Source organism: Clostridium sp. DL1XJH146 (assembly GCF_054819755.1).
In genome coordinates this window covers 208,062-234,226 of sequence record NZ_JBTVVN010000001.1, presented here as the reverse complement: position 1 = coordinate 234,226, position 26,165 = coordinate 208,062, and the positions used below count along the sequence as shown (strand labels likewise).

25 protein-coding genes are annotated in these 26,165 nt (G+C 29.3%); all 25 read left to right on the top strand.

Translation table 11 applies throughout. The annotated features are described in order from the left end of the window. Positions 1–17: 17 nt before the first annotated feature. The 25 genes from ruvX (at position 18) to spoIVA (ending at position 26,128) form a co-directional block, all read left to right on the top strand. A complete protein-coding gene (ruvX, locus tag ACVHXK_RS01180) occupies positions 18–449 on the top strand; it encodes a Holliday junction resolvase RuvX (RefSeq protein ID WP_461204509.1) in 432 nt (143 codons plus the stop codon). After that, on the top strand, positions 439–690 hold the full coding sequence (locus tag ACVHXK_RS01175) for a DUF1292 domain-containing protein (RefSeq protein ID WP_461204508.1): 252 nt from the start codon (positions 439–441) through the stop codon (positions 688–690). Before ruvX ends, ACVHXK_RS01175 begins: the two co-directional genes overlap by 11 nt. 33 nt (positions 691–723) lie before the next feature. Further along, positions 724–1,188, top strand: a complete 465-nt coding sequence (locus ACVHXK_RS01170; protein WP_461204507.1) for a Fur family transcriptional regulator — start codon at positions 724–726, stop codon at positions 1,186–1,188. A 13-nt stretch (positions 1,189–1,201) separates the two neighbouring features. Further along, entirely contained in the window at positions 1,202–2,869 is a 1,668-nt protein-coding gene (locus tag ACVHXK_RS01165) for a ribonuclease J (RefSeq protein ID WP_461204586.1), read from the top strand. A 148-nt stretch (positions 2,870–3,017) separates the two neighbouring features. Further along, complete coding sequence (gene typA, locus ACVHXK_RS01160; RefSeq protein ID WP_461204506.1) at positions 3,018–4,838, top strand: translational GTPase TypA; 1,821 nt, start codon at positions 3,018–3,020, stop codon at positions 4,836–4,838. A gap of 189 nt (positions 4,839–5,027) precedes the next feature. After that, positions 5,028–6,044 carry an endolytic transglycosylase MltG gene (gene mltG, locus ACVHXK_RS01155; protein WP_461204505.1) on the top strand — a complete coding sequence of 339 codons (1,017 nt, stop codon included), beginning with the start codon at positions 5,028–5,030 and terminating at the stop codon, positions 6,042–6,044. A gap of 16 nt (positions 6,045–6,060) precedes the next feature. Further along, positions 6,061–6,714 (top strand): O-methyltransferase, encoded by a 654-nt coding sequence (locus ACVHXK_RS01150; protein WP_461204504.1) that lies wholly within the window; start codon positions 6,061–6,063, stop codon positions 6,712–6,714. Beyond that, positions 6,711–7,937 carry a peptidase U32 family protein gene (locus ACVHXK_RS01145; RefSeq protein WP_461204503.1) on the top strand — a complete coding sequence of 409 codons (1,227 nt, stop codon included), beginning with the start codon at positions 6,711–6,713 and terminating at the stop codon, positions 7,935–7,937. The genes ACVHXK_RS01150 and ACVHXK_RS01145 overlap by 4 nt, the downstream gene beginning before the upstream one ends. Next, positions 7,937–8,569: a uridine kinase gene (udk, locus tag ACVHXK_RS01140; RefSeq protein WP_461204502.1), complete on the top strand. Its 633-nt coding sequence runs from the start codon at positions 7,937–7,939 to the stop codon at positions 8,567–8,569. Before ACVHXK_RS01145 ends, udk begins: the two co-directional genes overlap by 1 nt. Before the next feature lie 47 nt (positions 8,570–8,616). Further along, complete coding sequence (locus tag ACVHXK_RS01135; RefSeq protein ID WP_461204501.1) at positions 8,617–10,308, top strand: penicillin-binding transpeptidase domain-containing protein; 1,692 nt, start codon at positions 8,617–8,619, stop codon at positions 10,306–10,308. Positions 10,309–10,373: 65 nt separating this feature from the next. Continuing rightward, positions 10,374–11,081, top strand: coding sequence for an RNA polymerase sporulation sigma factor SigK (sigK, locus tag ACVHXK_RS01130; RefSeq protein WP_461204500.1), 708 nt, complete (start codon positions 10,374–10,376; stop codon positions 11,079–11,081). Positions 11,082–11,199: 118 nt separating this feature from the next. Continuing rightward, a complete protein-coding gene (locus tag ACVHXK_RS01125; protein ID WP_461204499.1) occupies positions 11,200–12,258 on the top strand; it encodes a type IV pilus twitching motility protein PilT in 1,059 nt (352 codons plus the stop codon). A 167-nt stretch (positions 12,259–12,425) separates the two neighbouring features. Further along, a complete protein-coding gene (gene ftsA / locus ACVHXK_RS01120) occupies positions 12,426–13,679 on the top strand; it encodes a cell division protein FtsA (protein WP_461204498.1) in 1,254 nt (417 codons plus the stop codon). Between the two features lie 15 nt (positions 13,680–13,694). Next, complete coding sequence (ftsZ, locus tag ACVHXK_RS01115) at positions 13,695–14,807, top strand: cell division protein FtsZ (protein ID WP_461204497.1); 1,113 nt, start codon at positions 13,695–13,697, stop codon at positions 14,805–14,807. A 145-nt stretch (positions 14,808–14,952) separates the two neighbouring features. Continuing rightward, positions 14,953–15,756, top strand: a complete 804-nt coding sequence (locus tag ACVHXK_RS01110) for a sigma-E processing peptidase SpoIIGA (protein ID WP_461204496.1) — start codon at positions 14,953–14,955, stop codon at positions 15,754–15,756. A gap of 15 nt (positions 15,757–15,771) precedes the next feature. Further along, positions 15,772–16,479 (top strand): RNA polymerase sporulation sigma factor SigE, encoded by a 708-nt coding sequence (sigE, locus tag ACVHXK_RS01105; RefSeq protein ID WP_461204495.1) that lies wholly within the window; start codon positions 15,772–15,774, stop codon positions 16,477–16,479. A gap of 69 nt (positions 16,480–16,548) precedes the next feature. After that, a complete protein-coding gene (sigG, locus tag ACVHXK_RS01100) occupies positions 16,549–17,322 on the top strand; it encodes an RNA polymerase sporulation sigma factor SigG (protein WP_461204494.1) in 774 nt (257 codons plus the stop codon). A gap of 267 nt (positions 17,323–17,589) precedes the next feature. Then, positions 17,590–17,853, top strand: a complete 264-nt coding sequence (locus ACVHXK_RS01095; protein ID WP_461204493.1) for a YlmC/YmxH family sporulation protein — start codon at positions 17,590–17,592, stop codon at positions 17,851–17,853. A gap of 48 nt (positions 17,854–17,901) precedes the next feature. Beyond that, a complete protein-coding gene (gene nrdR / locus ACVHXK_RS01090; RefSeq protein ID WP_461204492.1) occupies positions 17,902–18,369 on the top strand; it encodes a transcriptional regulator NrdR in 468 nt (155 codons plus the stop codon). Between the two features lie 40 nt (positions 18,370–18,409). Beyond that, positions 18,410–19,105 carry a response regulator gene (locus ACVHXK_RS01085; RefSeq protein WP_461204491.1) on the top strand — a complete coding sequence of 232 codons (696 nt, stop codon included), beginning with the start codon at positions 18,410–18,412 and terminating at the stop codon, positions 19,103–19,105. A 2-nt stretch (positions 19,106–19,107) separates the two neighbouring features. Then, positions 19,108–20,811 carry a two-component system histidine kinase PnpS gene (gene pnpS, locus ACVHXK_RS01080; protein ID WP_461204490.1) on the top strand — a complete coding sequence of 568 codons (1,704 nt, stop codon included), beginning with the start codon at positions 19,108–19,110 and terminating at the stop codon, positions 20,809–20,811. Between the two features lie 82 nt (positions 20,812–20,893). Beyond that, positions 20,894–22,240, top strand: coding sequence for a DUF512 domain-containing protein (locus ACVHXK_RS01075; RefSeq protein ID WP_461204489.1), 1,347 nt, complete (start codon positions 20,894–20,896; stop codon positions 22,238–22,240). Positions 22,241–22,242: 2 nt separating this feature from the next. Continuing rightward, positions 22,243–23,559 (top strand): ribosome biogenesis GTPase Der, encoded by a 1,317-nt coding sequence (gene der / locus ACVHXK_RS01070; protein ID WP_461204488.1) that lies wholly within the window; start codon positions 22,243–22,245, stop codon positions 23,557–23,559. Position 23,560: 1 nt separating this feature from the next. Further along, a complete protein-coding gene (locus ACVHXK_RS01065) occupies positions 23,561–24,553 on the top strand; it encodes an NAD(P)H-dependent glycerol-3-phosphate dehydrogenase (protein WP_461204487.1) in 993 nt (330 codons plus the stop codon). Positions 24,554–24,649: 96 nt separating this feature from the next. Beyond that, positions 24,650–26,128, top strand: coding sequence for a stage IV sporulation protein A (spoIVA, locus tag ACVHXK_RS01060; protein ID WP_461204486.1), 1,479 nt, complete (start codon positions 24,650–24,652; stop codon positions 26,126–26,128). Positions 26,129–26,165 lie beyond the last annotated feature (37 nt).

Sequence of the window (26,165 nt, the reverse complement as noted above, 5' to 3'; positions counted from 1 at the left end):
ATACTAAGGAGTAGTTTATGAGATGTCTCGGTTTGGATGTAGGAGATAAGACTATTGGGGTAGCTATAAGTGACCCTACTGGATTAATAGCACAGGGAGTTACAACTATTATTAGAAAGAATAAAAAAGAGGATTACAAGCAAGTACTAAAATTTTGTGAAGAATATAAAGTAGAAAAAATTATTTGTGGCATGCCTAAAAATATGGATGGAACTATAGGTATTCAAGGTGAAAAAACAAATGTTTTTATAAAAGGATTAGAAAATAGAACACGTATACCCGTTGTGAGTTGGGATGAAAGACTAACTACTAAAGCAGCAAACAGGGCTTTGTTAGAGGCTGATTTCTCTAGAGCAAAAAGGAAGAAAGTCATTGATAAAGTTGCAGCTGTGTATATATTACAGGGGTTTTTAGATAGTGTGAGATTGGGAGGAAACAATGGAAGATGAAAAAATTGTTCTAAAAGATGAAAATGGTGAAGAAGTAGAATTTGATTTAATAATGAATTTTGAAATTGAAGATGATGAATATGTGATTCTTACAGCAACAGACGATGAAAATGAGGAAGCTATAGCTTTGAAAATTATTAAAGATGAAGATGATAATGATATTCTTGTTACAATTGATAATGATATTGAGTTTAGTGCTGTACAAGAAGCTTATGAAACTTTGTGTTTAGAAGAAAATTAGACCATTTTTGAAAAAAGAAAGAGGTTTGATAGAATGGATAATAATGAATTGAATATGCTAAGAGAAAAATTGAAAAAAAAAGGTTATAAGCTTACACCTCAAAGAAAAGCAATAATTAATACTATTGATAATAATCGTGGTGAACATTTAACGGTTGAACAATTGTATGATTCTGTAAAAATAAGTTCGCCAGAAATTGGGTTGGCTACAGTATACAGAACTGTACAAATGCTTGAAGAAGTTGAATATATAAACAAACTTATGTTAGATGACGGTTGCTATAGATATGAGAAAAATAATGAAGATGAAATTCATCAGCATCATCATTTAATTTGCAAAAAATGTTTAAAAGTAATTGAAGTTAAAGGTGATTTTATGGATACTATAGAAGAGAGTATTGAAAAAGAATATGATTTTAAGATTGAAAATCATAAAGTGAAATTCTTTGGTATCTGTAAAGATTGTAGAAATTCGAGAAGGAGGGTAGATATTGAATAAAGGAGGACAGACATTGAAAAAGAGGAGAGACAAAATTAAGATAATTCCTCTAGGTGGTCTTAATGAAATAGGTAAAAATATGACTGTATTCGAATACAGAGACGAAATTATTATTGTAGATTGTGGGGTTAAATTCCCGGATGATGATATGTTTGGTATCGATGTGGTAATTCCTGATATAACATATTTACAAAGGAATAAAGAAAAGGTCAAGGCAATTTTCCTAACGCATGGACATGAGGACCATATAGGAGCTTTATCATATGTATTGAAAGAAATTAACGTTCCTATATATGGGACGAAATTAACTTTAGGATTGGTTGAGAATAAGCTTAAGGAGCATAATTTAGTAAGTTCAACTAAATTAAATAGAGTGGAATTTGGAGATACTATCAAATTGGACTATATTTCAGTTGAATTTTTAAGAACTTGCCACAGTATTGCAGATGCAAGTGCATTAGCTATACACACACCTTTAGGGGTTATTCTACATACTGGAGATTTCAAAATAGATTATACACCTATAGATGGAAAAGGTGTTGATTTCAGACGATTCGTTGAGTTAGGAACACAGGGTGTAATTGCAATGTTAGCAGATAGTACAAATGTTGAAAGACCAGGATATACGATGTCAGAAAGTATTGTTGGGGAAACCTTTGAAAGGTTATTTGCTAAAGCCACTGGCAGAATAATAGTAGCTACATTTGCATCAAATATTCATAGAATTCAGCAGATTATGGAAGCAGCAGACAAATTCGGAAGAAAAGTTGCAGTGTCCGGTAGAAGTATGGAGAATAATGTTAGAGTAGCTTCAGAATTAGGGTATTTACCATTGGATAAGAAGGTTATAATAGGATTAGATGAAATCAAAAAATATCCTAATGATAAGATTGTAATTATAACAACAGGTAGCCAAGGTGAGCCTATGTCAGCTTTGTCTAGAATGGCTATGAGCGCACATCGTATGTTGAGTATTGAGGTTGGAGATACGGTCATAATATCAGCTACACCGATACCTGGAAATGAGAACCTTGTTTTTAAGGTTATAAATGAATTGTTTAAAAAGGGTGCGGAGGTTATATACGAAGCGTTAGAGGACGTACATGTATCAGGTCATGCAAAACAAGAAGAACTTAAGTTAATTCATACACTTGTAAAACCAAAATTTTTCATACCAGTTCATGGTGAATATAGAATGCTTAAACGACATGCTGATTTGGCTATGAAATTAGGATTGGATAGTCAAAATGTATTATTAGCAAGTAATGGTGATGTAATTGAAATCACAGAGGAATCTATTAGAAAGAGCGGATACGTACCTTCTGGTCAAGTTTTCGTTGATGGTTTAGGTGTTGGAGATGTTGGAAATATTGTATTGAGAGATAGAAGACACTTATCTCAAGACGGTATTCTAACAGTGGTTATGACACTAGAAAAATCAACTGGGAAAGTAGCAGCTGGACCTGATATTATTTCAAGAGGATTTGTTTATGTAAGAGAGTCAGGAGATTTAATGGAAGAAGCTAGGATAATAGTTCGAAATGTTTTAAAAGAGTGTGAAGAAAAAAATATTACTGAATGGTCTTCTATTAAGTCTAGAGTAAAAGATGCATTAAGATCATTTTTATATGAGCAGACAATGAGAAAACCGATGATATTGCCGATAATTATGGAAGTGTAGAATAATTATATAGAGGTAGAATAAAAATAATAATGATTGACTTTTGAGTTTTTAAACATTAGAATGAATATGTTATGTTTAATTGGGTACTAAACAGTATCCAATTTTTTCTTGTTAAAATTTATTTATAGAGGGTTGGAGGAAAAAAATGTTCATAAGAGAAGATATAAGGAATATTGCAATAATTGCACACGTTGACCATGGTAAAACAACATTAGTTGATGAATTATTGCAGCAGAGTCACACTTTTAGAGAAAATCAAAAAGTTGAAGAAAGGGTAATGGATTCAAATGATTTAGAAAGAGAAAGAGGTATTACAATACTTTCTAAAAACACAGCAATAAAGTATAAAGATACTAAAATCAATATTGTAGATACTCCTGGTCATGCTGATTTTGGTGGAGAAGTAGAACGTGTATTAATGATGGTTGATTCAGTTATTCTTGTAGTAGATGCAGCTGAAGGCCCGATGCCACAGACAAAATTTGTTACTAAAAAAGCACTTGAATTAAATTTGAAACCTATTGTAGTTATTAATAAAATAGATAAACAAGCATCAAGAGCTGAAGAAGTTATTGATGAAGTGTTTGACCTTTTCCTTGAACTTGGAGCGAATGATGAGCAATTAGATTTCACTATTGTTTATGCTTCCGCTAAGCAAGGTTATGCTATTATGGAATTAGAAGATGAAAAAGTGAATATGGATCCATTGTTTAATGTAATACTAGAGAAAGTAAATCCTCCAGAAGGAGATATAGATAAACCTTTCCAAATGTTAGTAACAACAATTGACTATAATGAATATGTAGGTAGAATTGCTGTTGGTAAAATTGAAAGAGGCGTAATTAAAAAGAATGAAACTATTTCAGTTATAAATGAAGAGAATAAAATAAAAAATGCAAAAATATCTTCACTTTTTGTTTATGATGGATTAAATAAAGTAGAAGTTAATGAGGCAAAGCTTGGTGATATTATTGCTGTTGCAGGTATATCGGATATTAATATTGGGAACACAATTGCAAATCCAAGTGACCCAGAAGCACTTCCTTTTGTAAGTATTGATGAACCTACTTTGAGTATGAACTTTATTGTTAATAATTCTCCTTTTGCGGGTCAAGAAGGTGATTATGTAACTTCTAGGCATTTAAGAGCAAGACTATTTAAGGAATTAGAAACTAATGTAAGTCTTAAAATAGAGGAAACAGATTCTGCTGATTGCTTTAAAGTTAGTGGAAGAGGAGAACTTCATTTATCAATATTAATTGAAAATATGAGAAGAGAAGGATATGAGTTTCAAGTATCTAGACCGTCTGTTATATTCCATAATGATGGCAATGGAGTATTAGAGCCAATTGAAATATTAACAGTAGATGTACCGGAAGCTTTTGCTGGTGTTGTTATTGAAAAATTAGGACCTAGAAAAGCAGAAATGATAAATATGACTTCAGCAGTAAATGGATATACAAGATTAGAGTTTAAAGTTCCTGCTAGAGGATTGATAGGATTTAGAAGTGAATTTTTAACTGATACAAAAGGAAATGGAATAATGAATCATATTTTCTTAGAGTATGAAAAATTCAAAGGTGAAATACCTGGAAGAACTAGAGGCTCTTTGGTGGCGTTTGAAACTGGTGATGCAGTTGCATACGGATTGTTTAATGCGCAAGAAAGAGGAAGATTATTTATAAAACCAGGTTTTAAAATTTATCAGGGTATGGTTGTTGGAGAATGTTCAAGAGCTGGAGATATAGAAGTAAATGTATGTAAGAAAAAACATTTAACTAATACTAGATCATCCGGTGCTGACGACGCGCTTAAACTTGTATCAGCATTAGAATATAGTTTAGAGCAATGTTTAGAATTTATTGCTGACGATGAGTTAGTAGAAGTTACACCTAAAAATGTTAGAATGAGAAAAAGATTATTGGATCCTAATGAAAGAAAGAGAACTATTTCAAGAAAAAAATAAGATCGTTTTTTATCTAAATTAAAAATGAAATGTGGAATGTGAGATTAACTCGTATTATTTATATTTGTCACATTAATGATGGGCATTGTAAAAAGAGGAGATAATTTTGCATTTCATATTTCATTTATTATAATTATTTATTACTAGTGAGAATTTCTAAAATTAAGTATTTAAGTAGAGGTGTTGCATATGAAAAAAGTAGTTATTATTATAATGACATTATTCTTTGTTTTAGGTTGTGGAGCAGCTTTTATATTTTATAAAATCAATGATGTAATAGAAAATCCTTTAACTATTAAAGAAGATACGATAACTATTAATGTTGAAAAAGGTATGACTTTTTACACACTATTAGAAAGTCTTGATGATGAAAATAAAATTCAAAACCCTCTATTAATAAAATTGGCAATTAAATACACAGAAATAGATGCTGAAATTAAGGCAGGGGAATATGAGATAAATAGAGATGTAAATCTTCAAGAGCTAATTGAAAATCTTTCTGTTGGTAATTTGGCAGAGGGCTCTATTAAAGTTACTATACCCGAAGGTTATACCGTAGAGGATATAGCTAGAGCTTTAGAGGAGCAAAATGTTATAAGTAAAGAAGAGTTTTTAAGCTTTTGCAGTGAATATAAAAATCCGATAATAGAAATGGACAATGATGAAGTTAAATATGAAGTAGAAGGATTTTTATTTCCAGATACATATATGTTTAAGGAAAATTCATCTTCAGAAATGATTGCAAGTAAAATGATTGATAGATATGAAGAAGTTATGGATGAAATAGTAAAAAATCAAGAATACTCAAATGAAGAAATTTATAAATATATAACTATAGCTTCTATGATTGAAGAAGAGGCAAAAGTTGACGAGGAAAGAAGTCTTGTTTCATCTGTTATTTATAATAGAGTTGACATAGGCATGCCTTTGCAATTAGATGCAACAGTTATTTATGCATTAGGAGAGCATAAAGATGGAATTCTTATAAAAGATACGAAAACAGAGTCTTCCTATAATACATATTATATTAAAGGTTTACCTGTTGGGCCTATTACAAATCCCGGCAAGGCATCAATCGAAGCCGCAATAAATCCAGCTGATACAGACTACATTTATTACGTATATGATAATGAAGGTAAGCACTATTTTACGGACAACTATAATGATTTTCTAGAAGCTAAACAAAGGTATAAAGAGAACAAATAACAAATTGGAGGAAACAATGGACGGAATTACTTATGACCATATTGATAATTATCTAAGGTCACTTATAAATTTTAACGATGATATTTTAGATGATTTAGAAAACTATGCACATATTAATAATGTACCTATTGTCCAAAAGGAAGTTGCAAATTTAATAAGGTTTATTATTAGTATAAAAAAACCTATTAAAATTTTAGAACTTGGTACTGCAATAGGTTATTCGTCAATACTTATGAATATTGAAAGTAAAAATAACAGTAAAATTACTACAATTGAGCGTAGCGATAAAATGTATGATATTGCTGTAGAAAATATTAAAAAATATAATATGGATAAATCAATAAATGTAATTAAAGGAGATTGTTTAGATGTAATTCAAGCTCTAAATCAAAAATTTGATTTAATATTTATTGATGCAGGAAAAGGACACTATAATCATTATTTGCCACATTGTCTTAGGTTATTAAAAGATGATGGTATGATAATATCTGATAATGTGTTGTTTAGAGGGATGGTAGCTTCAGATGACCTTGTAATCAGAAGAAAAATTACCATTGTCAAAAGAATGAGAGAATACCTAGAAGAAATTAGCATAAGAGAAGATTTGAATACAACAATTCTACCTATTGGAGATGGAGTTGCTATTACTTTGAGGAGGAATAATAAATGAATAAACCTGAATTATTAGCTCCAGCAGGTAATTTAGAAAAATTAGTTACTGCAATTGATTTTGGGGCAGATGCAGTATATTTAGGCGGAAGTCGATTAAACTTAAGAGCGCTAGCTAATAATTTTTCTATAGAAGATATTAAAAAAGGTGTAGAATATGCTCATAAAAGAGGGAAAAAAGTTTATGTAACACTAAATGTTTTTCCACATGAAGAGGATTTTGTAGGTTTGGAAGAATATTTGATGGAATTAAAAGAAGCGAAAATAGATGCTCTTATTGTTTCAGATCCAGGGATTATTATGACTGCAAAAGAAATTGCTCCAGAATTAGAACTTCATCTTAGCACTCAAGCTAATAGTGTAAATTACAAGTCAGCACAATTTTGGTTTAATTATGGAATAAAGAGAATAGTTCTTGCTAGAGAATTGAGTCTTGAAGAAATAAAAGGCATTAGAAAAAAATTACCAGAAGAATGCGGAATAGAAACTTTTGTTCATGGGGCAATGTGTATGTCCTATTCAGGGAGATGTCTATTATCGAATTATATGACAGGTAGAGATGCCAATAGAGGTAGATGTGCTCAACCTTGTAGATATAAATATTATTTGATGGAAGAAAAAAGACCGGGCGAATACTTCAATATTGTTGAAGATGATAAAGGAACTTACATAATGAATTCAAAAGATTTATGTATGATTGATCATATTCCCGAGCTTATAGAGGCAGGTATTAATTCGCTTAAAATAGAAGGTAGAATGAAGAGTACTTTTTATGTAGCAGCTATTGTTAAAGCTTATAGGGAAGCCATAGATAGATATTTTGATAATTCAAAGGAATATGTATTAAGAAATGAGTGGAAAGAGCTTTTAAACAAACCGAGTCATAGGGTATATACTACAGGCTTTTATTTTGATGAAGAAGTTAAACAAAATGTAGCTTCATCTGAGTATATTCGAGATTATGATGTAGTTGGTATTGTGCTGCGTTATGATAAAGATACTAAAAGAGCGGTAATAAAACAGAAGAACAGGGTGTTTAGTGGTGATAAGGTTGAAGTTTTAAGGCCACAAGGGGACGATTTTGCTGTACAGCTGTTGAATATTAAAAATGGATCAGGTGAATTAATTGAAGCTGCTAATCAAGCTGCTATGATATTTGATGCAGAAGTTAATATTGAATTACAAGAAAAAGATATACTAATTCTGAAAAAGGGGGATGAGTAATGGTTAAACCTGTATTAATTGGAATTGCAGGTGGTACGGGTTCGGGGAAAAGTACTGTTGCAAATGAAATCTATAGAAGCTTTACTAAAAAATGCATTGCAAAAATAGAACAAGATTCTTATTATAAAGATCAGAGTAATTTAACTTTTGATGAGAGAACAAAAACTAATTATGATCATCCAGATGCTTTTGATACAAATTTGTTAGTTAATCAATTAAGAGACCTAATAGATGGAAAGACTATAGAAAAACCAATATATGATTTTTCTATTCATAATAGAATTGATAATACAATTAAAGTTGAGCCTAGAGAAATAATAATATTGGAAGGTATTTTGATTCTTCAGGAAGAAAGAATTAGAGATTTATTAGATATTAAAATATATGTTGATACTGATGCTGATGTAAGAATTATAAGAAGAATATTAAGAGATATGAGAGAAAGAGAAAGAACATTAGAATCGGTTATTGACCAGTATTTAAATGTTGTAAGACCTATGCACCTTCAATTTGCAGAACCAACTAAAAGATATGCAGATATTATTTTGCCAGAAGGTGGCCATAACAAAGTTGCTATAGATATTATTGTAGCAAAAATAAGACAAGTATTGCAAGAAAATAAATTCAAATGAATAAAAAAACACTTTTTTGGAAAGTAATTTCAAAGAGGTGTTTTTTTATGTTTGAAGATAAATATATTATAAAAAGAAGAATTAAAAGGTTATTTGTTATTGCATTATTATTACTGTCTTTTTTAGCTTTGAGACTATATTTTATTATGAATAAGAGTAGTGAAGAATTGGGTGCTATAGCCGATGCACAAATAACAATAAAAGAAGTAAAAGGGACACTTAATTATAATCTTCTTGATTGTAATGGGAAAGATTTATTGAAATATAAAGAAAAATTTTATTTTTGTGTTTATTCAAATTTATTTTCAAAAAATATCTATAATACAAAATTGGATGATCTAATTGCAATGAATATAATTCTGAAGAAATATAATAAAGATTATAATTTAATGAATATTGATGTTGACAGTTATGAAAAATTAACATGGGAAATTGATGAAAAAACATATAATGAATTACGAGAGATTAAAGGAGTTAAAGGCGTTTATACGTTTAGCTGTAAAGATATAGATAGTGAGAATAGGGAAAGTAGTATCGAAAATATTATCACTAATCCTATTTATTATAAGAGGATTAGTGATAATAGTGAGATTAAATATGTAGAAACGGAAAAACCTGAAGGTTCTTTAGAAGACGAAATTATAAAAAAAACTTCCAATAATGATTATGTTAATGATATATTCAAGATAGATGAATCAGGAGCAGTAGAAAATATTAGTAGTGAAATCCCAAAAGAAAACTTAGATGTTGTCTTAACTATAGATAAAGAAATTCAGCTAAAAATTGAAGAAGTACTAAATTCTGAAAAATATAAAGATGATGAACAAATTGGTGTAGTAGTAATGGAAAGTGATACAGGTAAAATTCGAGGGCTCGCCCAAAAAGATTATTTTATTGACGCAAATATCGTGCTAGGAACAGGAACAGAGAGTTTTTGCCCAGGTTCGATTTTTAAAATATTAGTTGAAGAGGCTGGATTAGAAAAAGAGGTAGTAGACTTAAATAAAGTATATATACATGAGGAAAATGGTATTACAGATCACTTTGAATGGGATAGCATGAAAATAGATGAGGGATTTATTAGGTCATGTAATAATTTGTTTAGTCAAGTGGGTGAGGAACTAACGGTTGATGTAATGAATAGCTACGCTGAAAAGCAAGGATTATATGAAAAAGTAGTTAATATTGCTCAAGAAAAAGAGGGGGTTTGTGATAATGATACTGATGCCTGGGGTCTAACGTCAATAGGTAAAAAGAGCCAGATAACACCGATAGAAGCTATTTCTATTCCTAACACTATTATTAATGGTGGAGTATATGTTAAACCTACTATCATTGAAGGTTATGCTGATAATTCTTCTAATATTATTGAACAGAAGGAAAAAGAAGAAGAAAGAATTATTTCAGAAAAAAATGCAAATATTATTAAAAATCAGATGATTGATGTTGTTAGAGATGAAGATGGAACTGGCCGTAAAGCATATTCAAGCTATATAAATTTAGGTGGTAAAACAGGAACTGCTGGTAGAAAAGAGGAAGGAGAATTTATTTCTGATAAGGATGACTATGATGATATAGAATGCAATGACTTGTGGTTTGCAGGTTTTTTTGAAATTGATAATAAAAATTACAGTATGATAGTTTTTGTTCCAGATAAAGAAGTTGGAGTCTACGCAAGTGAAATTTGTGCACCTATTTTTAAAGATATTGCAGAAAATCTTTATTCATATTTACAATAATTTATGCACTATTTACTATGTTATATCATATTATAATAATAAGCACTCTCTGGAGGAATAGCAACGTGTTTATTGTTCAAAACTTATTTCAACTATTAGGTAGTGTTGTATTCTTTACAGCTTACGTTAGTAATGGGAATTCATTTCCTAAACCACTTAATGAACAAGAAGAAAAAATATTTATTGAAAAACTCAAATCAGGAGATTCATCTGCAAAAACTGTTTTGGTTGAAAGAAATCTGAGATTAGTAGCACATATAGTTAAAAAGTACTCTTATCCTTATAAAGATGTGGAAGATCTCATTTCAATTGGTACTATAGGATTGATTAAAGCTATCGATTCATTTGACGATACAAAAGGAACTAGATTAGCGACTTACGCCGCAAGATGTATAGAAAATGAAATACTAATGCTCATAAGAAACAATAAAAAAACTAAAAATGAAATATATCTCCAAGATCCAATTGGAATTGATAAAGAAGGGAATGAAATATCATTAATTGATATACTAAGTAGTAATGAGGAATCGGTAGTTGATAAGGTTGAAAACCTAATTGAAATACGTAAGCTTTATCAAAATATTCAAAAATGTCTTTCTGAAAGGGAAAGAATCATTATAGAACTGAGATATGGCCTTTATAATGGAGATTCAAAAACACAAAGGGAAATTGCATGTATGCTTGATATTTCTAGGTCTTATGTTTCTCGTATTGAAAAAAGAGCTCTAAAAAAATTATTTAAGGAATTTAATAAGAAAAATATAAATTTTTAGAATACTTTGTCATTAAATATTTAAATTATACTTTTTTTATTACTATATATTTGATAAAATGTAGTAAGAACGTTTTATAGATAAGATTTTTCATGAAACATACATGAGGAGGAAAAATGTGGTATCTTTAAATGAATTATTAGAACTTACTGTTGATAAAGGGGCTTCAGATTTGCATTTAACTGTTGGTATTAATCCTACGCTAAGGGTTAATGGAGAATTAGTTATTTTAGAGGAAATAAAAAAATTATCACCTAGAGAAACTGAAACTTATTCTAGAGAGATTTTAGGAGAACAATATAATAGCTATTTAGAAAAGGGTGAGGTAGATACATCTTATTCTATTCCTAGATTAGGCAGGTTTAGAGTTAATGTATATAAACAAAGAGATAGTGCAGCTATAGCTATAAGGGTAGTTGGTTTAAAAGTACCTACATTAACTAAGCTAGATATGCCATCAATTATAAGAGAGCTTACAGAAAAAAGGAGAGGTCTTGTTGTTGTGACGGGTCCTACAGGTAGTGGTAAAAGTACTACACTTGCGGCAATGATTAATGAAATAAATACAACAAGAGCTAATCATATAATTACATTAGAAGACCCTATAGAGTTTTTGCATAAGCATAATAAATCGATTATTAATCAAAGAGAAATTGGTCGAGATTCTAGCAGCTATGGAGCAGCACTAAGAGCTGTGTTAAGAGAAGACCCTGATGTAATTTTAGTTGGAGAAATGAGAGATTTGGAGACAATTTCTATTGCTATTACCGCTGCTGAAACTGGACATTTAGTTTTGTCAACGTTACATACAATAGGTGCGGCAAAAACTATAGATAGAATTGTTGATGTATTTCCACCATATCAACAACAACAAATTAGAATGCAACTTGGTGCGGTATTACAAGGAATAGTTTCACAACAATTAATTCCTATGAAAAATGCTGATGGTCGTGTTGTTGCACTTGAAACAATGACTACAACTCCTGCTATCCAAAATCTAATAAGAGAAGGTAAAACACACCAAATACAATCATCAATTCAAACAGGAGCAAAATATGGAATGAAAACAATGGATTCAAGTTTAATTGAATTGTATAAAGATGGATTGATAAGTTATGATGATGCACTAACTTATGCCATGGATGTGGAAATGTTTAAAAGATTAGTATCAATTTAAAACACACAATAAAAAGTGTGTTTTTTATTGTTGTTTGTGAAATGATTTTTAATGCAATCAAAAAAACTACTTAAGTTTTAAAATATATAAATTAGTTTTAAAATTTAGAAGGATAATTGAAATTTATGTTGAATACTATATACATCCAGCTTTAAGGAGGAAATATGATGGATGACTATATAGTAACACTTGATATTGGTTCAAGTAGTATATATGGTGCTGTTGGGAAAATAGATGAAGAAAGCTCATTGCATATCCTAGGTATTAACTCTGTTAAGTGTAATGGACTAAGAAATGGTATAATAATAGATATAGATGAAACATCTAAAGCGATTATAAAATGTCTAGATAATTTACAGAGAATAACAGATATTAAAATTGATGAGGTTTTTGTATCATTATCCAATGGGATCATAGAAATAGTAAGGAACAAAGGAATTATAGCAATTGCATCTTCAGATAAAGAAATTAAAGAGAAAGATTTATATCGTGTTATAGACGCAACTAAAATATTATCACTTTCTACTGAAAAAGAAATTGTAGGGTTAATTCCGGAACAATATTTAGTAGATGGTTTTGGAAATATTAATGAACCAGTTGGAATGAGTGGAACTCGCTTAGAATTAGATGCTTTTGTGGTTACGGCGAAATCAAATATTATTAGTAATTTCAGAAAAAGTGTAGAAAAAGCGGGCGTTTCAATTATAGGAGAAATATCTGCAGCTCAAGCGTTAAGTCATATTAGTATTGATAGTTTTGATAAGAGTTCTTCTGTATTACTAATTGATTGCGGTTTTGATAAAACGGATTATTCCGTATTTAAAAATGGTAAATTAATACTAATCAATCAAATAAGCATGGGTGGCAATAGCATTACTAAAGATATTGCATATTGTATGAAGATTTCTCATCAAGAAGCAGAGAAATTAAAAAACAAATATGGACAATTAAGTATAAGTAATGATATTATAAAAGAAAGTAAATTTAATAATATTGATTCCTATAAAGCTGAAGAAGATAAACAGCAATTTATAAATTGTATTATTAATGCGAGAGCAGAAGAAATTTTGAATACTATTAGAAATGAGCTTGAAAAGAATTTATTATTTGAAGATATAAATTCTGTTGTTTTTGTAGGTGGGGGTTTAGCTTTATTTAGTGATATTGTGGAGTTTTCTAAAATGATTTATAATAAAAAGGTTAGTGTGGGATATCCAGATATTTTTGGGGCTTCAAATCCTAAATTTTCTCTTTCTGTTGGAGTGATAATTGATGTCTACAATTCGTTATGTAAGAATATGAAGTTATCACAAGATAATGAAAAAGATAATTTTGGTTTAAAACATGGTATGAATAATGGTGAACAAGCAGAAGGATTTATAAATAGAATTAGAAATTTTTTTAGCGATTATTTTTTTTAGTAGGGAGGTCTAAATGTGTTAGATTTTGATGTTGATGTACAATCATTTGCGCAAATAAAAGTTATTGGCTGTGGTGGTGGTGGAAACAATGCAGTTAATAGAATGATAAAAGAAGGATTAAAGAATGTAGAGTTTATCGGAATAAATACAGACAAACAAGCCCTTACTGTGTCACATGCTTCTCAGAAAATTCAAATAGGAGATAAATTGACAAGAGGTTTAGGAGCTGGTGGAAATCCTGAAGTTGGGAAAAAATCAGCAGAAGAAAGCAAAGATGAAATTATGGGTGCTATTAAAGGTGCTGATATGGTATTTATTACTGCAGGTATGGGTGGAGGTACTGGAACCGGAGCAGCTCCTGTAGTTGCTGAAATTGCAAAGTCATTAGGGATATTAACTGTAGGTGTTGTTACTAAGCCATTCCCTTTTGAAGGAAGAAAAAGGATGCTTAATGCAGACCAAGGTATTAAAGAATTAAAAGATGTAGTTGATACTCTAGTTACAATACCAAATGAAAAATTATTAACTATGGTTGATAAAAAAACACCATTATTAGAAGCATTTAAACTAGCTGATGATGTTTTAAGACAAGGTGTACAAGGTATATCTGACTTGATTACAATTCCTGGATTAGTAAATTTGGATTTTGCAGATGTAAGAACAATTATGCTTAATCGTGGATTAGCACATATGGGTGTCGGTATTGGAACAGGGGATAATAGAGCTCAAGATGCAGCTAAACTAGCAATTTCCAGTCCTTTACTCGAAACTTCAATTGTAGGAGCCACTGGAGTATTACTTAACGTTACAGGTGGAGCTGATATGGGACTGTTTGAAATAAATGAAGCTGCTGCAATAGTTCAAGAAGCTGCAGATCCTGATGCAAATATTATTTTTGGAGCTGTAGTTAATGAGAATTTAAAAGATGAGATAAGGATTACTGTTATAGCGACCGGTTTTGAAGATACTCATAGACAAAATGTTGTGCGTAATGAAGAGTTAATTAATGATGAAAACAAACAACCTATTGAAGATAAACAGGTAGAAGAAGTAACTGTAGAGAAAGAAATTGAATATGACCAGTCAGATTTAGAAATACCAGCTTTTTTAAGAAAATATAGGAAATAAAGTGCTTATTAAGCACTTTTTTTTATACAAAAATTTTGTTGAATTTCTGTATTTTATAGCTTATAAAATATTTTATTTGAATTATAAAATGACAAATTTTTAATAGGAAAGCCTTTATAATATATATAAGGGGGTGGTTAATTAATTGGTTATTTTTGCTGATATTGTATTTATTGAAAATCTTATCATTAACTATTTTCTTTTAGTAATGACAACTAAAGTTATGGAATTAAGGTATAAGATAAAAAATGCAATTTTAAGTGCTTCTGTAGGATCATTTATAGCGGTTATAGGCCTTTATGATAAATTTAATTTTATATATTCCTTTATTTTTAAATTAATTACTGCATTATTAATGATAATATTATTATTTTATAGGAAAAAATACATTTTGTATTTTAAAGGTTTGGTTACCTTTATTTTTATTTCCTTTATAATGTCAGGAATTTGTATTTCTTTAAATTATTTGAATTATTCCTCTATACATACCACAATAGAAAGTTATTCATATAAAAAACTAATTTTAGCGCTTATAATTTTTTATTTATTTGTTAATAGATTTTTTGTTTTTATTAGAGATAGAAAATCACTTAAAGTTTTGATTTTTCAAACGAATATTTATTATAAAAATACAATGAAAACAGTAACAGCTTTTATGGATACAGGTAATGAATTAAGAGAACCGTCGACTAATTTACCAGTAATTATTGTTGAAAAGAATGTTTTTAAAGAAATTAATATTAATAATCCTAACACATATTTAATTCCATATAAAGGTATTAATGGAGAAATAAGTAAATTCGAAGGTTTTTTGCCCGATTATGTTGAGATTATTGATGATTGTGGTATTACTGGTATAAAACGACAAAAAGCTATAATTGCGTTATGTGATAGAAAACTTAGTGCTTTTAATGATTACAATGCACTATTATCAAGAGGTATATTCTAGATATGGAGGGATTAAATGAAATTTATTTCATCAATACTTAATAATTTAATAGTTAAATTCAGATTGTTTGCAAAGGATATTTATTTTATTGGAGGAAATGATACTTTGCCACCACCACTTACAAAAGATGAAGAAATAGATGTTGTTAATAGACTAAGCAATGGTGATGAGAGCGTTAGAACGATACTTATTGAGCGAAATCTTAGATTAGTTGTATATATTGCGAAAAAATTTGAAAATTCAGGAATAATGGTTGAGGATTTGGTTTCAGTTGGAACTATTGGATTGATTAAAGCGGTAAATACTTTTGATCCATCAAAAAATATTAAATTAGCGACTTATGCTTCTAGGTGTATTGAAAATGAAATATTAATGTATTTGAGAAGAAATAATAAAATTAAAGCTGAAATTTCATTTTATGAACCATTGAATACAGATTGGGATGGAAATGAATTATTACTTTCTGATATTCTTGGTACTGAAAATGATATGGTTTATAATATGATAGAAGGTGAAGTAGATAAGCAACTATTATTTATTGCATTAAAATCATTAAGTAATAGAGAAAAGGAAATTGTGAAATTAAGATTTGGTTTAAATGGTAAAACAGAAAAAACTCAAAAGGAAGTTGCTGATATGCTTGGAATTTCTCAATCATATATCTCTAGATTGGAGAAAAGAATAATAAATAGACTAAAAAAAGAAATAAATAAGATGGTTTAAATAGATGAATAAAAGAATAGCTTTCTGGTAATAATTTTAATGGCACTATTTTCAGGGAGCTGATTTGAAATGATGGTAAACAAAGTTGAAATTTGCGGAGTAAATACATCTAAACTTCCAGTATTTAAAGATGCTGAAATGAAAAAGATGTTAAGACAGATGAGAGATGGTGATAATTCAACAAGAGAAAAATTTATACGGGGCAATTTACGTTTAGTTTTATCAGTAATTCAGAGATTTAATAATAGGGGTGAAAATGTTGATGATTTATTTCAAGTTGGATGTATTGGCTTAATAAAAGCTATTGATAATTTTGATTTAAGTCAAAATGTGAGATTCTCTACTTATGCTGTTCCTATGATTATAGGTGAAATAAGGAGATATTTAAGAGATAATAATTCCATAAGAGTGAGTCGTTCTTTGAGAGATATTGCGTATAAAGCATTACAGGCAAGAGATAGACTCGTTTCTAAGGATAATAAAGAACCTAGTATTTCACAAATAGCAAAAGAGTTAAATGTGCCACGTGAAGATGTTGTATTTGCACTAGATGCTATTCAAGATCCTGTATCTCTTTTTGAACCAATATACCATGATGGTGGAGATGCGATTTATGTAATGGACCAAATAGGAGATACTAAAAATTTGGATGATAGTTGGATAAAAAACATATCAATTAAAGAAGCTATGAAAAAATTAAATGTTAGGGAGAAAATGATTTTAAATATGCGATTTTTTAAGGGAAGAACACAAATGGAGGTAGCTGAAGAAATAGGTATATCACAAGCCCAAGTATCAAGATTGGAAAAAACTGCACTAAAACATATGAGAAAATACGTATAGAGCCTTAGGGCTCTTTTTTTAATGTTTTGGATTTGTTTTAAAAAGTTTTTCTTCTATAAATTATTGTTTTTATAAAAGTGTGGAATGTGAAGAGTGAAGTGTGAAAATGTAGCAAAATCATCCTTAACTTCACACTGCACATTTCACTCTTCACACTACATTTAAATAGAATTTTATTTTAAAAACAACAATATGAATACCAAAAGTATTATAAAACAGAACTAATATTTAAAAAGGCTTGTACATATAATTATATGGGGTGATAATATGTATTCATTAAATTGTATAAAGGCATTGGAAGTTATAAATGTATTGGATGGAAAAAAACTAGGATTTATTTCCGATATTAAGATAGATTGTGAGAATTTTGAAATAATTTCTATAGTTTTACCATATCAACAAAAGGCATGGTTTAATAAGTCAGCATTTATAGAAATACCATGGGAAAAAATAATTAAAATTGGTATAGATGTAATCCTTGTTGATCTAGAAAATGATAATTACGGACTAGAAACTAGCAAAATTCTTTGAAAAAGTGTATAATAATATGGAATTAATAAACTTGAGAGGCGTGTAATTATGAAGTGTCCGTTTTGTGGTAATAATGATAGCAAGGTAGTTGATTCTAGGTCTACAGATAGCGCAATTAGACGACGTAGAGAATGTTCTAATTGCTTAAAGAGATATACAACATATGAAAAAGTAGATAACATACCAATTTTAGTTATTAAAAAAGACCAAAACAGAGAATATTTTGACAAAAATAAAGTTATTAATGGGCTAATAAAGGCATGTCAAAAAAGACCTGTTTCAAGGATGCAAATTGATTTAATTGCTGATGAGGTAGAAAGAAATCTTTGTAATTCTATGGTTAGCGAAGTTAAAAGCGAATTTATAGGTGAATTGATTATGGATAAATTAAAAGATGTTGACGATGTTTCATATGTGAGATTTGCATCAGTTTATAGACAATTTAAAGATGTTAACACGTTTATTGAAGAAATTAAGAAATTAATTTCTAAAAAAGAAAGTCCTAATTTAGAGTAGGACTTTCTTTTGTGTGAAACCCAACTATAGGAGGTAAACTATGTTAAAAGAAAAGATATTAGTAGTTGATGATGAAATTAATATTCAAGAATTGATTAAATTTAATTTAATGAGTCAGGGATACGATGTAGTTTCATGTGGAGATGGTAAAGAAGCTTTTGGAATAGTTAAAGATTTTAGTCCAGATTTGATTTTATTAGACGTTATGTTACCTGGTATGGATGGATATAAAGTTTGTAAAGAAATTAGAAAAGATAGTAGTATTACAACTTTGCCTATTATCATGATAACAGCTAAAGGAGAAGAAAGTGACAAAATTCATGGTTTAGAAATAGGAGCAGATGATTATATTACAAAGCCATTTTCTGTAAAAGAACTAATAGCGAGAGTTAAAGCTGTTTTAAGAAGAACAAAAATCCAACATTTTGATGATAACTATAGCTTTGGAGAAATAACGATTGACTTTCAAAAGCATGAGGTTAAAAAAAATAATGAAAAAATAGAATTGACATTTAAAGAATTTGAATTACTCAGTGAATTTATAAAAAATAAAGGTAGGGTATTAACAAGAGAGTATTTATTAGAAAAGATATGGGGATATGAATATATAGGAGAGACAAGAACTATAGATGTACATATTAGACATTTAAGAAAAAAAATTGAAACGGATGATAAAAAGCCAAAATTTATTGAAACAATAAGAGGTATCGGTTATAGATTTAATGTAGGAGAATAACAATGAAAAAGAAATTAATGGTAACTTTTATAGGTACTGTAGTCTTAAGTTTATTCGTTGTTACTTTATTGTTCGTTGCTTTGGTTAATTTTCAAAATGAAGAAGGCGTAAAGGAACAATTAAAATTAAATAATCAATTAGTAATAAACAGAATAGACTCAGGAGTGAATTATAATAACGTTTTATCAAAACAATTTACTAAAGATATCTCGATAAGAACTACATTTATTGATGAAGATGGTACAGTAATTGCAGAAACAGATTCAGATGCAGAAACAATGGAAAATCATAATGATAGAAAAGAAGTAATTGAAGCTAGACTTAATGGAAATGGATCTAATATTAGGTACAGTGAAACTTTAAACAAAACAATGATTTATTATGCAACATTATGTAAAAATGGAAGTGTAGTTCGTAGTTCTTTACCTTTAGATGAAATGAAGGGTATTGTTGGAAAATACACGAAATATTATTTAGTAGTATTGGTAATAGTTCTATTAATTTCAATAATAATATCGTCTAAATTAACATATGTAGTAGTTAAGCCTATAAGAGATTTAGAAGAAATAACTCATGAAATAGCTGAAGGTAATTTTGATAAAAGAGCTAAAAAATATTCTGATGACGAAATAGGGGAGTTAGCTGTAACCTTCAATAAAATGGCAAATAAGCTACAGGATACATTAAAAGATTCTAATGATAAGCAAAATAAACTTGAAGCTATTCTTAGAAGTATGGATAGTGGAGTGATAGCTATTGACACCGAAAATTTTATTATAATGTTTAATCCATATGCAAAAAATATTTTTGAATTAGAATATGATGTTATTGGCAGAAAAATCGAAAATATACTAAATAAAGATGCTATAGATAATTTAATTAATACAAAAGAAGGAATTAATGAAATTTCTATAAGTTTACCAAGTGAAAAAATACTAAAAGTTATAAAAGCAAAAATTATAAGTGAAAATACTAAAATAGGAACTGTAATTGTATTAAATGATATAACGGATATAAAAAAATTAGAAAATATGCGTTCTCAATTTGTAGCAAATGTCTCGCATGAATTAAAAACTCCTTTAACATCAATCAAAGGCTTTTCTGAAACATTGAAATATGTTGAAGACAAAGAAACTAAAGATAAATTTCTTAATATCATTGATATTGAAGCGGATAGATTAACTAGACTTATAAATGATATTTTAATCCTTTCAGATATGGAACAATTTGATGCAAATAAAGAAAAGTCAGAATTTAGAGTAAATGCAAGTATAGAAGAAGTTTTAATATTAATGAAACCAGCATTTGAGAAGAAAAATATTAAATTGAATTATAAATTTGATAAAGACCCTATATTGCTAGGAAATAGAGATTCATTTAAGCAAATAATAATAAACCTTGTGGATAATGCTATAAAATACTCAGAAAATAATGATATGATTACTATAAAAACTCAAACTGATTATAATAAAATGATTATTAGATTTAAAGATACAGGGTGTGGTATACCAGAAAAAGATATTCCAAGATTATTTGAGAGGTTTTATAGAGTTGATAAAGCAAGGTCAAGAGCTAGAGGAGGAACTGGTTTAGGTCTTGCAATTGTTAAACATAGTGTACTCAATTTCGAAGGTACTATAAACGTTGAAAGTAAAGTTGGTGAAGGAACGGAGTTTATTGTAGAAGTCCCTATAGTGCATATGTAGCTATGATTTTAATATCTATACTTGTAAAATTAGAGCTTTAGTGTTATTATTACAAATGCGTAAAAATCAGTTGGAGGGTAAAATGTTTAATGTTATTGATGTGGTAATTAAAGGTAGCATTGCTGAAGAGGCAGGTATGGAGAAAGGTGATAAGTTATTATCAATAAATGATACTGAAATTAAAGATATAATTGATTATAAATATTTGATTACAGATGAATATATGACTTTGCAATTAGAAAAACAAGATGGTGAAGTTTGGGATATAGAAATTGAAAAAGAATATGATGAGGATTTAGGAATAGAGTTTTGTGACCCAATACTTGATAATCCTAGAAGCTGTCATAATAATTGTATCTTTTGCTTTATTGATCAATTACCAGCTGGAATGAGAGAAACTCTTTATTTTAAAGATGATGATTCAAGATTATCTTTTTTTCAAGGCAATTTTGTAACACTAACAAATATGAAAGAGGAAGATATTGATAGAATTATAAGATATAGAATAAGCCCAATAAATGTATCAGTACATACTACTAATCCAGAATTAAGAATAAAGATGATGCATAATAGATTTGCTGGTAATGTTTTTGATAGGTTAAGTAAACTTGCAAAAGCAGGTATAGAAATTAATTGTCAGATTGTATTATGTCCTGGATATAATGATAGGGAAGAGTTAAATAGAACAATTATGGATTTATATCCTCTCTACCCTAGTATTTCAAAGATTGTAGTAGTGCCTATAGGAATTACTAAATTTAGAGAAAAAAATAATTTGGTGCAGCTAAAGTTGTTTGATGAAATACTGGCACAGGAAACAATTGATCAAATTGAAAAATTTCAAAGAAAGTTCGTAAAAGATACAGGTGAAGCATTTGTATTTTTAGGTGATGAGTTTTACATTATTGCTAATAAGGATGTACCTAAAAGTGACTTTTATGGTGATTTTGGTCAACTAGAAGATGGAGTAGGGGTAATAAGAAAATTTAGGGATAATTTGATGCAAAATATTTCTTATTTAGACAAAACACAAAAAGGTAGTTATATATTTATTACAGGTGCTGCAGCTTATGAAGAAATAAATTCTGCTGCGAATACTATAATGAAAACTAACAATATGATAAATATTAAAATTGTAAAAATAATTAATAAATTTTTCGGCGAAACTATTACTGTTAGTGGATTAATTACAGGCAAAGACATAGTAGAAGGTTTATCAAATATAGATACAAAAGCTTTTTCTCATATTATTCTTCCAGATAATATTATAAGAAAAGGCTATGAGATATCAGATAATAAAGATAAAGTACTTTTAGATGATTTTACAATCGAAGAACTAGAAAAAAAAATAGCTAAAAAGATTATTTTATGTGATTATTTAGGTGGAGATTTAATAGATAAAATTAATTTTTACAGCGAGGAGGAATAATAATGGCAAAACCAATAGTAGCAATAGTGGGTAGACCTAATGTTGGTAAATCTACTTTGTTTAACAAGTTAGCAGGTAAAAGAATAGCAATAGTACATGACCAACCGGGTGTAACAAGAGACAGAATTTATGCTGAGAGTGATTGGCTTAATAATAATTTCACAATAATTGATACAGGTGGTATAGAACCTAAAAATGATGATATAATTGTAGCACAAATGAGAAGGCAGGCGCAGATAGCTATTGAAATGGCTGATGTTATTATATTTATAGTTGATGGGAAACAAGGACTGACAGATTCAGATGGAGAAGTAGCTCAGATTTTGAGAAAATCTAAAAAACCAGTGGTTTTAGTTGTAAATAAAATAGATAGAAATACATTAGAAGATAATAAATTTGAATTTTATAATTTAGGTATAGGAGAACCATTGGCTATTTCAGCTGCTCAAGGACTAGGTCTTGGTGATATGTTAGATGAAGTCGTTGAGAATTTCAAAGATTTACCTATGGATGATGAAGATGAAGAATATGTTAAAGTTGCTTTTGTAGGGAGACCTAATGTTGGAAAATCGTCTTTGATAAATAAAATTCTTGGTGAAGAAAAACATATTGTAAGCGAAATTCCAGGAACTACAAGGGATTCTGTACATAGTTATTTGGAAAATGAATATGGTAAGTTTACACTAGTAGATACAGCAGGACTTCGAAGAAAAAGCAAAATAAAAGAAGAAATAGAGCGCTATAGTGCGGTTAGAACTATAGCATCAATTGAAAGGGCCGATGTATGTATCCTGTTAATTGACGCAGAAGATGGTATTGCAGATCAGGATGAAAAAATAATAGGGTATGCTCATGAATTAAATAAAGCTATTATTATTTTAGTAAACAAATGGGATCTTATAGAAAAGGATAATAATACAGTTAAAACATATACACAAAATTTAAGGTCGCAAATATCATTTTTGGGTTATGCACCAATAATTTATATATCTGCTAAAACTGGTCAAAGAGTCACTAAGGTGCTTGAGACTGCTAAAAAATGCTATGATAATTATTCTAAAAGAATAAAAACTGGAGTTTTAAATGATATAATAAGCCAAGCGTTAATGATGAATGAGCCGCCAATCATGGGCACAAGAAGACTTAAAATATATTATGCAACTCAAGTAGCATCGAAACCTCCTACAATAATATTTTTTGTTAATGATCCAACACTTGTTCATTATTCATATGAAAGATATTTAGAAAATAAATTAAGAGAAAGTTTTGACTTTAGCGGTACTGGAGTTAATTTGATATTTAGAGAAAGGAAGGAATAATATGGAGACAATTTCTTTTCTGGGTAGTGGTAGTTTTGCAACAGCTCTAGCGGTTATGCTATCAAAAAAAGGTTACAATGTGAAAATGTGGGCTAGATCTCAGGAAATCGTTGATGATATTAATTTGAAAAGAGAAAATTTTAAATATATGCCTCACGTAATAATTCCTTCTAGTGTAAGTGCTTCATCAAATATAGGTGAAGTGATACAAGGGTCTAAAGTTATAGTATTATCTGTTCCTTCCCATGCAATTAAGAGCATTAGTGCTAAGATTAAAGGGATTGTAAAAGATTATCAGATAATTGTTGTTATAGCCAAAGGTATAGATGGAAATTCACATAAAAGATTATCCCAAATAGTAGAGGAAGAAATACCCTCCAATCATGTTGTGATTTTATCAGGGCCTAGTCATGCTGAAGAAGTTGCTATGGACCTTCCTACTACTATTGTTGCTTCAAGTAGAAATAGAGCTTATTCTATGTATATTCAAGAAATATTTATGACAAATAAGTTTAGAGTATACACAAATGATGACATTATTGGTGTAGAAATTGCAGGCGCGGTTAAAAATATTATTGCTTTAGCAGCAGGTGTTTCTGATGGAATTGGATTTGGAGATAACACAAAGGCAGCATTAATGACAAGAGGAATGAGTGAAATTAAGCGTATTGGTATGGCATTAGGTGCTAAGCCAGAAACTTTTTATGGTTTAACAGGTATGGGTGATTTAATTGTTACTTGCACAAGTATGCATTCTAGAAATAGAAGAGCGGGTATTTTAATAGGAAAAGGAAGCTCATATGAAGAAGCCACTAGTGAAATTGGTATGGTTGTTGAAGGAATAAAGGCATGCAAAGCTTTCTATGAATTAAAAGAAGAATTAAAAGTATCAATGCCTATTACTGATGCCTTATATAAAGTGTTGTTTGAGGGGAAAGACCCCAAATATGCAGTTTATGAATTAATGTCTAGAGAAAAAAAAGATGAGATATAAAGCTAATTTGAAATTCAAATTAGCTTTTTTTTGTCATAAATTCTTTTTTTTAAAGTATATATATATTGTTAATAATAGTAATAGGAGGGTATATCATTGGAAAACTATGATATATATGAAGATATCGCTCAAAGAACACAGGGTGATATTTATGTAGGAGTAGTAGGACCTGTAAGAACTGGGAAGTCAACTTTCATAAAAAGGTTTATGGAGCTTATGGTTTTACCTAATATAGAAAATAGTTATAAGAAAGAGAGAGCAAAAGATGAATTGCCACAAAGTGCTTCTGGAAAATCAATACACACAACTGAACCTAAATTTGTGCCTAACGAAGCCGTAGAAATTAATATTAGTGATAAAAGTAAATTTAAAGTTCGTATGGTTGATTGTGTTGGATATATTGTGAAAGGTGCGCTTGGATATAGTGAAGAAGACAAACCCAAAATGGTAACAACACCATGGTATGACTATGAAATTCCTTTTGAGGAAGCAGCGGAGATTGGTACAAAAAAGGTAATTAATGAGCATTCTACAATAGGACTCGTAGTAACAACTGATGGCTCAGTTACGGACATTGCTAGAGATGAGTATTTAGAAGCAGAAGAAAGAGTAGTAAATGAATTAAAATGTATCAAAAAGCCATTTGTTATTGTACTTAATACATCAAGACCAGAGGAAGAAGAAACAATACAGTTAAAATTAGAAATGGAAGCAAAATACGATGTCCCAGTTGAAATTGTCGATGTAATAAACATGGACGAAACAAAAATAACTGATCTGTTCCAAAAGATATTAAGGGAGTTTCCAGTAAAAGAAATTAACATTAATATTCCAGAATGGATAGAAAAATTAGAGGTTAATCATTGGTTAAAAGAAAACTATTTTAGTACTATAAGTGATATGTGTAGAAACATTGACAAAATTAGAGATATTAACAAATTTTTTTCAAGAATTAATTCCTACGATTTTTTAGAAAACTCTAAAATTGAAGAAGTGAATTTAGGTAATGGTACAGCTAATATTGAATTAAATCCTAAAAAGGAGCTTTTCTATAGAATTATAAGTGAAGTTTGTGACGAAGAAATTATTGGAGAAAGTCAGTTGTTAAAAATTATTAAAGATTTAAATTACGCAAAAGTAGAATATGATAAAATATCAAATGCGTTAATTGATGTAAAAGAAAGAGGATATGGTTTAGTAGCGCCCCAATTATCAGAAATGAGATTAGAGGAACCAGAAATTGTTCGACAAGGAACAAGGTATGGAGTTAAATTAAGGGCAAGTGCTCCGAGTTTACATTTTATCAAAGCAAATATTCAAACAGAAATTTCTCCAATAATGGGTACTGAAAGAGAAAGTGAAGAATTAGTGAAATCACTTTTAGAGCAATTTGAAAGTAATCCATCAAAAATTTGGGAAAGTAATATGTTTGGTAGATCACTAGAAGTATTAGTAAAGGATGGTTTGCAAAATAAACTGTATAAAATGCCTGATGACATCCAATTTAAAATTCAAAAAACCCTTGAAAAGATAATAAATGAGGGTAATGGTGGGCTAATCTGTATAATCTTATAAATTTTTTAATTTCTAAAATTTAAAATTTAAAAGATGA